Below are 14,292 nucleotides of genomic sequence, written 5' to 3'. Positions count from 1 at the left end.
GTAAAAGAGAACCAATCATGTCAAATCTTTCGGCTTGCGGGCCGCAAAAAATAGGCGCTCGCTTGATTCCTGTGGCGGCAAATCCGAGTAATCAGCAGTGATCACAATGTCTGTGAACCCAGCTTCTGTGAGCCAGCGAATCAATTGAATCGGTTGATAGGCACGCTGCCAATGCTCCTCTTCCATTCGCTCGTACAAGCCATTTGGCTGCAAAATGAAGAAGGTCAGCTGATGCTCTACCTCCAAGCGAAGCGGGTCGCAAAAACATTGCCAAATGTACGAAACTTCATCCTCCACGTGTGTGAACGTTTCATCGCCGAAAATATGCAGCATTTTGTAAGGACTGTGTACGTCAAACAGAAAGCTGCCTCCGGGCGCCAGATGAGCAAAAACACGCTGGAAGGTCTCCTGGACATCTGCTTCCTCGGTCAAATAGCTCAGTGAATCACAGAGCGAAATGACTGCGTCCGCCACTGGCAAATCCAGCTCGCGCATGTCCTGCTCCACCCAGGAAACATCTACTTGCTCCTGCCTCATCTTGTCGTACGCGATTGCCAGCATTTCAGCTGACAAATCGACTCCCGTAACACGATATCCTCGCTTGGCAAGCGGAATGGCAATCGTACCCGTACCACAGCCAAGATCGATGACCTGCTTTGGCTTCTCTCCCTTTGCCCACATTCGCTCAACCCAGTCCAGCCACTGGTTATAGGGAGTGTCGGCCATCAGCCTGTCGTACACAGCCGCCATATGTGCATACGCCATCTGAATTTACCCTTGCTCTGCGAAGGAAACTTCCTCTGCATCCTTCCACAGACGCTCCAAATTATAAAATTCACGATCTTCGCGGTGGAAGACATGGATCACGATATCACCGAGGTCAACAAGAACCCAGCGTCCTTCTTCTGCACCCTCAATGCCGCGTACCGTAAAACCATTCTTGTGTACCTGATCACGAATTTCTCTGACGATCGCCTGAACCTGGCGTTCGTTGTTACCGTGGCAAATCATGAAGTAGTCTGCGATTACGGACAGTTTTTTGATATCCAGTACCTTGAAGTTTTCTGCCTTTTTATCTTCTGCTGCCTTTACCACCAAACGTGCCAAATCATCTACTGTTTTAACCATTAAACCCTCCTGCTCTCCCTTTTTGGGATACCAAATCGTTGTATGCAATCAGCGTCAACGGATAAACCGTCTTCTGCTTTTCTATCAAAAAGCGGATCGTCCCTCCCAAAGCATGTGCGAGGGCAGCATCCAGATCATGCTGTGCAAGCGTGCGAATTTCTTCCACACCTGGATAGTTGCGGTTCGGTTCTATATAGTCTGCCACACAAACCACTTTTTCTAACATCGACATCCCTGCCCGACCCGTCGTATGGTAGCGCACGGCTTGTAAGATCTCTGTGTCGGTGACGCCAAGCTCCGTTTGGATGACAATAGCTGCGGCAAAGGCGTGCCACAGCTCTTTTTCTCCTTCCAACAGCTCGGTTGGCATGTCATGACGAACCAGAATCTCCAACATTTTGTCAACAGGCCAGCATTTGCAGTAGTCGTGCAAGAAGCCAGCCAGCTCTGCTTTTTCAGGATCAGCCCCGAATCGCTCTGCAAGCTCCTTTGCCGACGCAGCTACTCCGAGCGTATGCTGGTAACGCTTGTCGTGCATTTGCGTCCGTACCTTTTCGAGCAGAGCCTCCCGATTACTCCACATGTTCATAGAATCGGTTCTCCTTTATATAGCGTTCGACTGCATCAGGCACGAGATAGCGAATACTCTTGCCAGCAGCTGCTTTATTCCGGATGAGTGTAGAAGAAATATCCCACACTGGCATCTCGACAAACGTCACGACTTCATCGTTGTTGCCTTTGTCCAGCTCAGCTCCTGGCCGAGCCAGACCAATAAAGTGTATCATACGAATCAGTTCTTTGTACTGGTACCATTCGGAAAGAATCTGCACCATGTCTCCCCCAATAATAAAGGAGAATCGGTAATTTGGGTACTGCGAAACAAGCTCTACGATCGTGTCATAGGTGTAGGAAGGCCCTTCACGCCTAAGCTCTATATCCGTTACAAAAAACGATTCATGGTCAGCCACGGCAAGCTCTACCATTTGCAGTCGATGCTTCGCCAATGTTAGGCTGTTCCGTTTTTTATGGGGAGGAATATGGGTAGGCATAAACCACACCTCATCCAATCCTGCCTGTTCACGCGCTTGTTCAGCAGCCAGCAAATGTCCGCAGTGTATCGGATCGAACGTTCCGCCCATAATGCCAATATGCTTTTGTGGTTGTTCGTTCATAGTGATTGCCTACTGTCCTATGGCAGCTTGATTGTCTTGTGCTCCCGGGACTCTTTGTACAGTACAACTGTATGACCGATCAGTTGCACCAGCTCCGCTCCAGCACCAGCTGCCAGGTCCTCTGCTACTTCGTGCTTGCCATCACTGTTGTTTTGCAGGATGGATACCTTGATCAACTCGCGCACTTCCAGCGCTTCCTTGATTTGTGTAATCATATTTTCATTTACTCCGCCTTTTCCTACTTGGAAAATGGGGGTCAGATGATGAGCTTCTGCACGTAAAAAACGTTTTTGCTTGCCGGTTAACATCGGCATGCCTCCTTATTTGTCCTGCAATCGTTGTCGATCAGGTCGTTTTCTTTAGTTGCTGCAAGACGATCTCACGCATGGTCTCAGTAGGTGCCTCTTGGCCAGTCCATAGCTCAAAGGCCAATGCTCCCTGATTGACGAACATGCCTACACCGGAATGAACAGTTGCGCCAATCGCACGGGCTTCGCCGAGCAGACGTGTTTCCAACGGATTGTAGATAAGATCGCTTACGGTTAATTTGTTATGAAGCCATTCTGGTGGAACAGGCATTTCCTGTACGTTTGGGAGCATCCCAATCGAGGTCGTATTAATCAGTAACGAAGAGTCTGCGATCGCGTCCATCCCGTCACCCTGTTCTACGATTTTGGTAGGGACAATCGTACCCACATGCTCTGCCAGAATCTGTGCTCTTTCTCTTGAGCGGTTCATGATTCTAATTTCCTTAACACCTTTTTCCGCTAGAGTAAACGCAACTGCTCTGGCAGCGCCACCCGCTCCGACCATAGTTACAATTTGCTGATCCAGAACAATCCCTGTCTCTTCTACGAGCGAGCGGACATATCCCATACCATCCGTATTGTAACCGATCAGTCGTCCGTCGTTGATCACAACTGTGTTGACAGCCCCAATTCGTTTTGCCAGCGGATCAATCTCATCGAGCATCGGCATAATGGCTACCTTGTGCGGAATCGTTACATTAATACCTTTTAGCCCAAGGGCACGTATACCTCTAACAGCGTCCTCCAGATCGGCAGGATCAACATCAAACGCAACATAGGCGAACCCCAGGCCCATCTGTGCAAATGCCGCATTATGCATCATCGGCGACTGCGAATGAGAAACCGGATGTCCAAACAAACCAACCAGTTGTGTTTTGCTTGTAATCATGAAGATATCCTCCCCGTTATGTCTCTCTAGCGTATATCACGGAAAAAAGATGCTCCTATTTCAAACAGTGACTAGATCAAGCCTTTGCGCATCCCTACACTTACACCTTTAGGCGCATGAACTACGATGCTCGCTTCATGCTTTCCTTGGAGACTGACCCAACCCAAGCCGGAAATAACAATATCGGTTGTCGTCTCGGTTGGTTTAATTTTGAAGGAATGCTTAACGAATGGCGGCAATGCCTTGACTCCTTCTTCGCCTGTTGGTGGTACAAGAAGTGTTCCATGATGCTTTGCCAGCACTTCATCTGCTTTTTCCAGCTTCGTACGATGGATATATAGATCGTTATCTACATAAATAACTAATGGCTGACGTGGACCGCGAACAAAATCAATTCGTGCAAGCCCACCCAAAAAGAGAGATTGACCATCGTCTAGCTGGTATACCTTGGAATTGATTCGACTTCTCGGAGTGATTTTACGAAGGTCTGCCGGTGAAACCATGTGTCCGATCTGATCACGATTAATAATGCCAGGCGTGTCAAAAATGGAGCGACCGTCCTCCAGCGGGATCTCGATCTTGTCGAGAGTCGTCCCTGGAAACGGTGAAGTAGTGATTTCCATATCGGTAGAGCCATAATCATGCAAAATCCGATTAATCATAGTCGACTTGCCTACATTCGTGACCCCAACAATATACACATCGCGGCCTTTGCGCAGCTCGCCGATCCGGTTCAGCAGCTCGTCGATGTTCTGACCTTTTTCAGCACTGATCAGTACCACATCTTCTGGACGCAAGCCGCGTTCTTTTGCCTCGTGCTGCATCCAGTTGCGAACACGATTCAAATTGATGTTGCGCGGAAGCAAGTCTACTTTGTTGCCTACGAGCAAAATCGGATTTTTACCGACAAATCGAGGCAATCCACGCAGCCAAGAGCCTTGAAAGTCGAAAATATCGACTACCATGACCACTAATGACTCGGTAGAGCCGATCCCATCCAAAATGCGCAGGAAGTCATCGTCACCCATTCCTACAGGGGCCACTTCGTTGTAATGCTTGATGCGATAGCAGCGCTGGCAAATGACGACTTTTCTGCCGAGTGCAGACGCCGGGGCATAGCCGGGCATTTTCGCATCCTCCGTCTGAATCATGATCCCACAGCCGGCACAGGAGCCAGACGTTTGTTCTGTCATGCTTTTCTCCTCCACGAAACCATTCCTTTCCGCTCCATCCAAATAAGGGCCACACGCTCCAACTGTCGATTGAAACGCGTCCAAAAACCGTCCGTTTGGGCTACTGGTACTACCAAGATGGTATGGAACCCAAGCCGGTTTCCGCCCAGCACATCAGTAAACAATTGATCGCCAATAACAACGGTCTCGGCAATCGTTACATTCATCTGCCGCACCGCTTGCAGGAAAGCCCGGTTCGTAGGCTTACGAGCCGAGCAAATAAATCCGATATCGAGAGGTGAACAGAAACGGTCCACACGTTCCTTGTTGTTGTTAGAGACTACCGTTACCTGAATATCCGCTTCATGCAAGCGTTTCAGCCAGTTTTCTACCTCGGGGGTGGCAAGCGGCCTGTCCCATTCAACCAAGGTATTGTCCAGGTCTGTAATGACGGCCCGTACCTTATTTCGCTTCAATTGATCTATATCGATATGGTGGATAGATTCCACGAACTGACTGGGCATCAGCTTCTTTAAAAACACGGGGGCACCTCCAAATGATGTAAAGCAATCAACCGCGATTTCGGCACCTACTATACCATAATCGACCACTCTGTTGCAAAAGAAAAAGCACAGAAGGCCCTTGCGTTCGGGAAACTGTTTGAGTAAGATGGAGGTACTAAGAAAACTACTTTTGTTTAAACGGTTTTCGCGCGAGTAGTTGTCAGGGGGTTGATTGACATAAAAGACCGGATCATGAAAGGTTTTATTGAAGAGATCAGAGACAAGGGCATGAAATTTTCTATGGATGATCTGGCTCGCAGGCTCGGAATCAGCAAGCGCACACTATATGAGCACTTCTCATCCAAGGTTGAAATTTTGGAAGCAATTATTGAACAAACATTTGCAGAAGGCGATGAAAAAGCACAGCAAATCATTGAAGACGACAGTCTCTCTCTCATTGATAAGATCAAAGGGGTCATGATGGTTTTACCTACCCATTACGAGTTATACGATTTACGTGTACTTGAACAGATGAAGCGCTATTATCCCGAGCAATGGGCCATGGTAGACTCGTCTTTATCAGACGATTGGCAAACACTGCGTGTGCTTATTGAGCAAGGAATTCGCGAAGGTCAGATTGTGAATATGAACGTCACTCTCCTGATGAAGCTGATCATCGATGCCGTAAACTCGACGCTTGACCAACGTTTTTACATGCAAAACCAAATTACCGTGTCACAGGCCCTTTCCGCAATTGTGGATGTACTTTTGTTCGGGCTCGTACCAGTGGATAAAAGGTGATCCTTTTATTCCCCTTTTTTTACAAAAACCAATAAAACAAAAATAGTTTTCATAGTTACGAGGTGTTCACCATGTCTTTCTTTACACAAATGACAAAGCAACAGCAAACAGGTCTTCTGTTCGTCATTCTGATTCTGTTTATCGACATGCTGCTGTACAGCTTGTTGATTCCGATTGTTCCTTATTTTACGGAAACGCTGCAGCCTTCTTCGACCATGATGGGGGTATTATTTAGCAGCTATGCGGTTGCTATGCTTATCGCCACTCCTATTTTTGGTCCGATATCTGACCGGTTCGGCAGACGCATTATGCTTCTGATCGGCTTGCTTGGACTCGCTGCATCGACATTTTTGTTTGCTTTTTCAGAGTCCATGACGCTTTTGATTACCGCACGCTTCGTACAAGGGATCTCAGCAGCAGCTACATGGCCGACAGCCCTTGCCTTGCTTGCTGACTTGTTTCCGCCGCAAAAACGCGGAGCTGTCATGGGTACCGCTTTGACTGCCATTTCTACTGGCACTCTGCTTGGTGCTCCCATTGGCGGCTGGTTGTTTGAGATTAGTGACCACCGGATGCCCTTCCTTGCCGCTGCGGCATTTACGGTGCTCAACATCGTTCTGGTTTTCTTGTTCTTAAAAGAAGAAAAAAATCGGACTGTCAGCGAAAAGCTGGAGCTGAGTGGCTTTATCCGCAATCCACAGGTCGTCTTTATTGCCGGAATCGTGCTCCTGGCAGAAGTATCCCTCTGCTTGCTGGAGCCGACTCTCCCTGTATTCTTTACAGAGAAGATGGGCAGCACACCAACCACAATTGGCCTGTTGTTTGCTGTGATGACCCTGGCATACGGGATGATAGCTCCAGTAGCAGGCTCTCTCTCCAGCCGCTATAATCCGTACAAGCTGATGTTTGCCGGCATTATTGCACTAGCCATCTTCATGCCTTTCCTCGTATGGTCTGGGTCGCTCTGGCAAGCAGCGATCGCCATGGCACTTGTTGGCGCAGGCGTAGGCTTCACTTTGTCACCAACACTTGCCACATTAGGTGGAATCATTGACGAAGGCGGCAGCGGGGCTTATGGTATCGCCTATTCGCTCTTTAACATGTTCCATGGTGTCGGTATGGTGGCAGGTCCATTGCTTGGAGGAATTTTGACGGATCTGTTGCCAGTCACAAGTGCCATTCCTGTCGTAGCAGCAGCTGTGCTTGGTTTTGGCATCCTGCTGTTTGTCCAATTGCGGGCAAGCAAAACCGTTCGTATCACGCGCAAAGAAAGCGAGCTGAAATTTTGAGGTTGAATCTACGTCCGATCACAAGAGACAACTGGCGGCAGATTGCCATGCTAGCTGTCAACGAGGATCAGACGTCTTTTGTAGAGAATAATTCCTATTCGCTCGCACAATCCGGCTTTGAGCCTGAGCATGTAAAACAGCACCCCTTTGCGCTCGTCGGCAAGGGGGTGCTGCTGTTTATTGACAAGCCTTTTATTCTGCTGGTTTCTGTCTCGCTTCCATCAATCGCCGGACTCGCTCCGTCGGAGTCCAGCACTCAAAACGGTAATCTGGACGTGTTTCATAAGTGAGACGTGAACATCGATAGCTGACCCCACTTGCGCCTTTTTCGACGCGAAAATGAATACAGGTCGCACAGCAATGAAATGCATTTGCTTCCTCCACCGCTCTCCCTCCTACTGCCCCAGCTTCCAGGAAAACATCGTGAGCTGCTCATAGCGCTCTACCTGTTGATCAGCAAAATTGGAAAAACCGACACCAACCAGCCTCACACCTGCGGAATAGTCAAACGCATCGAGCAGATCATCCAGCAAATCCTTCCAATTGGCACCTGCCATAGCTTTGTGCTGCTTGGTGCGCTGGGTGAAATCTGCGTACTTGATTTTTAGCGTGATCGTCTGAGGCTCTACCCCTTCCTGGCGGATGTCCTCCTCAACCTCACGGAGCAGGTTTGTGGCAATCGGCTCTATCGATTCCCGATCATACAAATCAAACGGGAGGGTCGTTTCACGACTCGTCGATTTGGGCGTACGATCCATTTCAATCTCCCTGCTGTCTTCCCCTCTGGCACGATGATAGAGCGACTTTCCGAATTTGCCAAACAAGCTGACTGCCTCATCCAAAGAAAGCTGCCAAAAGTCCTCGACCGTCTCAATTCCTTTTTTGGCGAGCAATTCCTGCGACTTCTTCCCAACACCATGCAATGTGCCAATCGGGAGCGTCCTCAGTACCTCCAGCGCTTGCTCTGGGCGAATAATCACAAAGGCATCCGGCTTTTTCAGATCGCTGGCAATTTTGGCTAATGACATATTATACGAAAGTCCAATACTACAGGTCAGCCCCGTTTCCCGTTTGACACGCCGTTTTATTTCGCGAGCGACAGGGACGGCATTGTCATAGTGCGAGACGTCCAAATACGCCTCGTCCAATCCGACCGTCTGATAACGTTCCGCGTAGGTCGAAAAAATTTCTCTAACTTCCGCAGACTTTTCTATATAGCGACTGTACCGCACAGGCAAATAAACACCTTGCGGGCATTTCTTTCGAGCCATAGCGATGGGCATAGCAGAGCGAACGCCGAATTTACGTGCTTCGTAGCTACAGGTCGATACGACTCCACGATTGCCTGTACCCCCAACGATGATCGGTTTCCCACGCAATTCCGGTCGGTCCAGCTGCTCCACACTCGCGAAAAAAGCGTCAATATCCATATGAAGGATTTTTCTCATGTCGGATAACCACCAAACATACATTCTCATTTGTATTATCCCCGTTTTTCGTCTTTGTTGCAAGTAACGAATCCCCATACGAACCGCCCTTTTTCTTTAAGAGCGCGTAGCGATCACCGAAAGCAGCTCCGAAACCGGAGGATTTCCTTTTTTCGCATACATGATTTTCCTGTCCTTGCCTATGATGTAGACGATGCGTTGTTGGAAGAACAGACCGAGAATTTTGCCTACTCCGTATGCGGATCGAATGGACTCGTCAGCATCAACGATCAATGGAAAGCGATAGCCAAACCTCTCTGCAAAAGATTGCTTCTTGTCTAGCTCTCCCGGGTTTACCCCGAATACGACTGTGTCAGTCTGTTCAATTGAAGCGTAGTTGTCCTGCACGGCACAGAGCTGCTTCGTGCATACAGGCGTGTCATCACCCGGATAAAAAATGAGGACGATATTTTGCTCGCCCAGATAGTCTTTGAGGTCTACAGGGCCTTTTGTACTCGTTGCCGCAAATACCGGGGCATCTGTTCCCACTTTTAACATATCACTCACCTCTTTCTCCCAGTATACATGAACCAGCGCGAAAACTCAGACAGTTACAGAGAAGATGAAAAAACCGTCCTGCCTTTGACAGAACGGTTCTTCTTGAAATGTTTTTTGGTTTCCTAATCGCTCCTAGGTCGCCTGCAGCTTCTGCTGTTTGACACGGGCAATAAACGCCTCCGCGATCTTTAGCATATCACTGTCATGCGCCCACATGCGCTCCGGATGCCATTGCAACCCTACGTGTAGCCCGTCGAGGCTCTCAATCGCCTCAATCACACCGTCAGCCGCGCATCCAGTCATTTTAAAGCTTGGTGCTACATCCTTTACCGATTGATGATGAGAGGTATTGACCAGCACTTCGGTCTTGCCCAGTGCATCAGATACAAAGCCTGGCTGCAGCACTACCTTGTGTGCCCCGTACTGGCGTGAACCTCTTTGCGCGTGCTGCAAAGCGCCTGGAACCTGTCTCGGTATATCCTGAACGAGCGTGCCGCCACAAGCAACGTTCATGATTTGCATCCCACGACAAATGCCTAACATTGGCTTTTTCAGCTCCATCGCCAGCTTGATCACCTCAAGCTCTGCCTGGTCGCGCTCATATTCAATCTCTCCCAAGCCCTGCAGCGGCTCCTCGCCGTACAAGTGTGGTGCCGGATCGTCTCCACCCGTCAAAATCAAACCATCCAGTGATTCGATCATCTGGCGAAATGGTGCCTCTTGTATCGTGAGAAGCGGCAGGATGAGTGGAATACCGCCAGCGCGGGCAATTCCATCCACATAGCCGGAACCAACATAAAAGAACTGGTCCAGATTGTTACCTGGGAAAAACATTTTCGTACACGCTACCCCAATAATCGGACGCACACAAGTCACTCCCTCATCCATTCTTTATTTCTTTTCGTTGGACGCGTATTTGAAGTCAATGAATCCGAGGGCGTCTACTACTACATCCTTAACGCTGTCCTGTTTCACCCATGCATACGTGAAATAGTAGATCGGCATTGCCGGCATTTCGTCCATGACGATGGCATCTGCTTTTTTCAAGATTTCTTTGCGCTTGACTACGTCGCCTTCTTTGGCAGACTGTGCAAGCAGGTCAAGAAACTCCTTGTTCTCCCATTTCGATGTATTCAGGCCACCCTTGAACACTTCCAGGAAGTTGATCGGATCGTTGAAATCGCCAATCCAGCTCGCACGTCCAATCGTGAAGTTGCCTTCCTTCATCTGTTCCCGGTGTACCTTGTTTTCTTTATTAACCAGCTTCACTTCGATTCCAAACGCTTTTCTCCATTGATCCTGGATAACAGTGGCAATGCGCTGGTTTACTTCCGTCGTATTGTACGCGATCGTCAGCTCTGGCAGCTCGGTCAGACCAGCTTCCTTCATTCCTTCGGCAAGCAGCTTTTTCGCTGTCTCTACATCGCCATCCTTGATGTAGCCATCTGGAGTGAGTGCCATAGTTGGCGGCAGGATTCCCGTCGCTGGCGTACTCTTGAACGGTACGACGTTATCCGAGATTTCTTTGCGGTTTACGGCTGTCGCAAACGCCTGACGAATTTTTTTGTTGTCAAAAGGCTTCTTGGTCGTGTTGAAGATGTACCAATACGTCCCTGCAGTCGCCTGCGATTGCATTTTACCCGAATCCTTCAGAGCATCGAGCGCATCGAGTGGCAAATCGCCAAGCGGGGAGCCTGCCCAATCCAGGTCGCCTTTTTCAAACATGGACAGCTCTGTGTTGGCATCCTCAATCATGTTTACAGTGAGCTTGGACAATTTGACTTTAGCTTTGTCCCAATAGGAATCGTTCTTCTCGAATTCGATGACCGATTTATGCTCCCATTTTTTCAACACAAACGGACCGTTTCCGATGTAGGTTTCTGGTTTGGATGCCCACTCTTTTCCTGCTTCTACAACCTTTTGATTCACAGGGAAGTAGGTGACAGATGCGACCAGCTCCGGGAAGAACGGCGCCGGGTTCTCCAGGGTCACAACGAGCGTCTTGTCGTCCGTTGCCTTTACACCAACATCCTCTGCTTTTGCTTTCTTGGAGTTGAAGGCTTCTCCATTTTTCAAATAGTACAGCTGGTACGCATAGCCGGAAGCGGTTACAGGATCGAGAACACGTTTCCACGCGTATTCAAAGTCATGAGCGGTTACCGCATCCCCGTTGGACCATTTGGAATCTCGCAAATGGAACGTGTACGTGAGCCCATCCTCTGATACCTCGTACTTTTCAGCGACCGCCTCTTTCAGCTCGCCCTTTTCATTCAGGCGAAGGAGGCCATCAAATGCTGCCCGGGCAACAGACATCGAAGGGATATCTTCTGCCAGTCCAGGGTCGATCGTGTTCGGCTCACCTGTATTCAGGTTCACCTGCATGGTTTGCGGGCTGGATGCTGCTTGTTTCTGCTCGGCAGTAGACCCTCCTTCATTCGTGCCCGCCTGCGGTGTACCACAGCCAGCAAATGCCAGACTGGTCAGTAGCACAGCACAGAATGATAGCTTTTTGAACCTTTTCACAAAAAACCCCCGTCTCTGGAATAATTCTTCTTGATTGTTAGGAGCATGACTAAATAATATTATCTTGAGAAAATTTTGTCTACACGAAAGAAAAAGGAGATGGATCAAATGCTATCTAGCCTTTCTACTTCCATAGGCGATTTACTGCGAGAAGCTGGCGGTGAATGGGGTATTTATTTGGAAGATTTACAAACCGGCGAAAAATTCACCTGGAATGAAAATCAACGCTTTTATGCCGCTAGTGTAATTAAAGTTCCTATTATGACAGCTGTATTTGCCCAGGCTTACGCAGGCAAGCTCGCACTTGAGGACAAGATCAAGCTGCGCCATGAAGACCTGGTGGGTGGAGCAGGCGTGCTGCAGCATATGACTCCCGGTACCGAGCTGACTGTACAAGACCTGGTTACTCTGATGATCATCCAGAGCGATAACACCGCTACCAACATGATGATTGATCTGGTTGGCATCGAAGCAATCCGTACTGCCATGAGCAAAACCGAAATGGTGAACAGCCAGTTCTACAACAAGCTGATGGTCGTCCCAGCCGAGCTTGAGGGCTACAACGAGATTACAGCAGCCGACATGGGAAGCCATATGCGCTATCTGGCTACAGGAAAAGTCATTTCGTATGACAGCTGTCTAAAAATGATTGCGATTTTGAAGCAGCAGCAGCACCGTGACCGCATTCCTTTCCTGCTGCCTGATCCTGATGGTGATATCATCGGCATGGTGCCAAAATGGGAATTTGCAAACAAGACAGGCTCTGTTACAAACATTACTCACGATGTTGGTATCCTCTACGTAGGCAGCCACGCTGTTACAATCAGTGTGCTGAATAAAGGGCTGAAGCAAAAAACAGCAGCGGACGTCATGGCGCGTATCGGCAGCCTCGTCTACGGTCTGTACTCTTCCTAAATCACCTAAATTGATAAGTAATCTTTGCCGCCAGCTACGTTTGGCGGCTTTTCCTTGTTGACGAAAAACGGGCGCTCCCACTCAAAAAGGAAGCACCCGTAATTTGTTCACACATTATTCTTTTTCCAAAATCAGGTTAGCTACATTCAACGCACTGGAGAAAGACAGCTCGGACAATTGTCCTTGACCCTCACACCAGTCACCAGCAAAGAACAGGTTACGGTAATCCGGCAGTGAAATGGGCAATGGCTTCTGGTTCATGGTCCATTTGATCTCCTGTACAATCGCACGGGTAGAGACGCGTGGCACAACCAATTGTTCGCGCCAGCCAGCAAAATGTTTGTCATACAGGTTTTCAATTTCCAATTTACGCTGCTCAGCTGCTTCCTTATTCCCTACGTCTGCTTGACGCATATACGCGGTTGCCTGCAAAAGCTGACCACCCTCAGGTACACAAGTCGGGTCGTAATACGAGATATCCGTAATAAAGATGTTGTTTTGCTTGTCGTAGATGTACGAGAACGGAACGTCAATGCGTTCTTTGAGCCCGATGTCATAAACGATAACGACAGTCGGCTCGTACTCCGCGTGCTGGGCAATCGCATGCTCCAAACGAGTTTCAGCGAAGACTTTGACCATCTCTTTCGGCGGAATACAGCTGATAAATTCGTCAGCAGTAAACTCGCCCTCCGGTGTTACCACTCCCACAACACGATCGTCTTCTACATGGAACTGTTCAACCTTGGTTTTGGTCAAAATCGTTCCATTATTCGCTTCAATGACACGAACAAATTCATTGATCAACGCCTGCCAGCCACCACCGATGTAGGCAACAGGCTTATTGGTTGTAAATAGACGGCTGTAGTACGAGAAGAATACGTCAGACGGAATTTTCTCCGGCTCACGTGTGAAGAAGTTTGAAGAAGCGAGTGTCAGCATCATGTCTTTTACTTCTTCATTGACATGCTTCTTCTCCATCCACTTCAGAATGGACATATGTGGATGGCCTTTTTCCATTTTCAACATGGTTTTTAAAATTTCAAACGTAAACAACACTTTGTCCAAACCGGTAAGCAGCTTTGTTTGGAAGAGACCTTGTACGTTGGAAGGAACAGCAGTGAGCTCGTCTCCTATATCGTACTTAGCTTTGGTCGGGTTAAAGTCTTGCCAGTCAATGTGAAGCCCCAGCTCTTTTTCAAACGTTCTCAGAACTGAGCTGTCACGAGCGTAAATAGCATGGGCACCGAAGTTAAAGTTAAAGCCCTTGATCTTCAACGTAACGGCACGTCCACCTAATTGACCGCGCTCCAATACTGCAACTTTTTTGCCTTTCGATGACAGGTAGGCAGCGCTGGAAAGACCAGCTAGTCCTCCACCTACGATAACAACGTCATAGTGATTGGTTGTCATACACAATCTCCCCTACGCACTAGCGATGTTGATTCTGATTCAGTAACAATGCTAAACCCTATCCTAGAATACTGGATGTATAAGGTGGAAGTCAACTATTATTGAACTGTGTCTATTTTTATACTGGCGCATACCATTTATTTCCTCTATACCCATCATGCTATAATGAAAGAAAACCTGAAAAGATAAGGGTGTTT

General features: G+C 48.5%; 17 protein-coding genes. 3 read left to right on the top strand and 14 right to left on the bottom strand.

Annotated elements, in window-relative coordinates; translation table 11 throughout:
* Positions 1 to 15: 15 nt before the first annotated feature.
* The 8 genes from C3B52_RS24770 to C3B52_RS24735 all read right to left on the bottom strand — a co-directional run bounded on the left by C3B52_RS24770 (position 16) and on the right by C3B52_RS24735 (position 5,250).
* Complete coding sequence (locus C3B52_RS24770) at positions 16 to 765, bottom strand: class I SAM-dependent DNA methyltransferase (RefSeq protein ID WP_103109063.1); 750 nt, start codon at positions 763 to 765, stop codon at positions 16 to 18.
* 6 nt (positions 766 to 771) lie between these two features.
* Positions 772 to 1,128, bottom strand: coding sequence for a ribosome silencing factor (rsfS, locus tag C3B52_RS24765; protein ID WP_103109062.1), 357 nt, complete (start codon positions 1,126 to 1,128; stop codon positions 772 to 774).
* Positions 1,121 to 1,717, bottom strand: a complete 597-nt coding sequence (yqeK, locus tag C3B52_RS24760) for a bis(5'-nucleosyl)-tetraphosphatase (symmetrical) YqeK (protein ID WP_103109061.1) — start codon at positions 1,715 to 1,717, stop codon at positions 1,121 to 1,123. Before yqeK ends, rsfS begins: the two co-directional genes overlap by 8 nt.
* The gene (locus C3B52_RS24755; RefSeq protein WP_103109060.1) at positions 1,701 to 2,300 is read right to left on the bottom strand and encodes a nicotinate-nucleotide adenylyltransferase; all 600 of its coding nucleotides are present in this window, start codon (positions 2,298 to 2,300) and stop codon (positions 1,701 to 1,703) included. Before C3B52_RS24755 ends, yqeK begins: the two co-directional genes overlap by 17 nt.
* Positions 2,301 to 2,317: 17 nt before the next feature.
* Complete coding sequence (gene yhbY / locus C3B52_RS24750; protein ID WP_103109059.1) at positions 2,318 to 2,608, bottom strand: ribosome assembly RNA-binding protein YhbY; 291 nt, start codon at positions 2,606 to 2,608, stop codon at positions 2,318 to 2,320.
* Between the two features lie 37 nt (positions 2,609 to 2,645).
* On the bottom strand, positions 2,646 to 3,497 hold the full coding sequence (locus C3B52_RS24745; RefSeq protein WP_103109058.1) for a shikimate dehydrogenase: 852 nt from the start codon (positions 3,495 to 3,497) through the stop codon (positions 2,646 to 2,648).
* 71 nt (positions 3,498 to 3,568) lie between these two features.
* A complete protein-coding gene (yqeH, locus tag C3B52_RS24740) occupies positions 3,569 to 4,690 on the bottom strand; it encodes a ribosome biogenesis GTPase YqeH (protein ID WP_103109057.1) in 1,122 nt (373 codons plus the stop codon).
* Entirely contained in the window at positions 4,687 to 5,250 is a 564-nt protein-coding gene (locus C3B52_RS24735; RefSeq protein WP_268811906.1) for a YqeG family HAD IIIA-type phosphatase, read from the bottom strand. The genes yqeH and C3B52_RS24735 overlap by 4 nt, the downstream gene beginning before the upstream one ends.
* Before the next feature lie 174 nt (positions 5,251 to 5,424).
* Here C3B52_RS24735 and C3B52_RS24730 point away from each other — a divergent pair, with 174 nt between their 5' ends.
* On the top strand, positions 5,425 to 5,973 hold the full coding sequence (locus C3B52_RS24730) for a TetR/AcrR family transcriptional regulator (RefSeq protein WP_235615852.1): 549 nt from the start codon (positions 5,425 to 5,427) through the stop codon (positions 5,971 to 5,973).
* A gap of 71 nt (positions 5,974 to 6,044) precedes the next feature.
* Positions 6,045 to 7,262 (top strand): MFS transporter, encoded by a 1,218-nt coding sequence (locus C3B52_RS24725; RefSeq protein ID WP_103109055.1) that lies wholly within the window; start codon positions 6,045 to 6,047, stop codon positions 7,260 to 7,262.
* A 192-nt stretch (positions 7,263 to 7,454) separates the two neighbouring features.
* On the opposite strand, the gene C3B52_RS37475 is transcribed toward C3B52_RS24725, so the two are convergent.
* The 5 genes from C3B52_RS37475 to C3B52_RS24700 all read right to left on the bottom strand — a co-directional run bounded on the left by C3B52_RS37475 (position 7,455) and on the right by C3B52_RS24700 (position 11,770).
* Positions 7,455 to 7,646 (bottom strand): hypothetical protein, encoded by a 192-nt coding sequence (locus C3B52_RS37475; RefSeq protein ID WP_103109054.1) that lies wholly within the window; start codon positions 7,644 to 7,646, stop codon positions 7,455 to 7,457.
* A gap of 11 nt (positions 7,647 to 7,657) precedes the next feature.
* Entirely contained in the window at positions 7,658 to 8,710 is a 1,053-nt protein-coding gene (locus tag C3B52_RS24715) for a DNA polymerase IV (protein ID WP_103109053.1), read from the bottom strand.
* 96 nt (positions 8,711 to 8,806) lie between these two features.
* The gene (locus C3B52_RS24710) at positions 8,807 to 9,247 is read right to left on the bottom strand and encodes a peroxiredoxin (protein ID WP_103109052.1); all 441 of its coding nucleotides are present in this window, start codon (positions 9,245 to 9,247) and stop codon (positions 8,807 to 8,809) included.
* 132 nt (positions 9,248 to 9,379) lie between these two features.
* On the bottom strand, positions 9,380 to 10,114 hold the full coding sequence (locus tag C3B52_RS24705) for a gamma-glutamyl-gamma-aminobutyrate hydrolase family protein (protein WP_103109051.1): 735 nt from the start codon (positions 10,112 to 10,114) through the stop codon (positions 9,380 to 9,382).
* 24 nt (positions 10,115 to 10,138) lie between these two features.
* Positions 10,139 to 11,770: a peptide ABC transporter substrate-binding protein gene (locus C3B52_RS24700; protein ID WP_103109050.1), complete on the bottom strand. Its 1,632-nt coding sequence runs from the start codon at positions 11,768 to 11,770 to the stop codon at positions 10,139 to 10,141.
* A 108-nt stretch (positions 11,771 to 11,878) separates the two neighbouring features.
* Here C3B52_RS24700 and C3B52_RS24695 point away from each other — a divergent pair, with 108 nt between their 5' ends.
* Positions 11,879 to 12,685, top strand: a complete 807-nt coding sequence (locus C3B52_RS24695; protein WP_103109049.1) for a serine hydrolase — start codon at positions 11,879 to 11,881, stop codon at positions 12,683 to 12,685.
* 114 nt (positions 12,686 to 12,799) lie between these two features.
* Here the strand turns inward: C3B52_RS24695 and C3B52_RS24690 are convergent, their stop codons facing one another.
* On the bottom strand, positions 12,800 to 14,095 hold the full coding sequence (locus C3B52_RS24690; RefSeq protein WP_103109048.1) for a phytoene desaturase family protein: 1,296 nt from the start codon (positions 14,093 to 14,095) through the stop codon (positions 12,800 to 12,802).
* Between the last annotated feature and the right edge of the window lie 197 nt (positions 14,096 to 14,292).

This window comes from Brevibacillus reuszeri (genome assembly GCF_002897295.1).
Classification (GTDB): domain Bacteria; phylum Bacillota; class Bacilli; order Brevibacillales; family Brevibacillaceae; genus Brevibacillus; species Brevibacillus reuszeri_A.
Note: the sequence above shows the minus strand (reverse complement) of the source record. Positions and strands in the feature narration are given on the sequence as shown.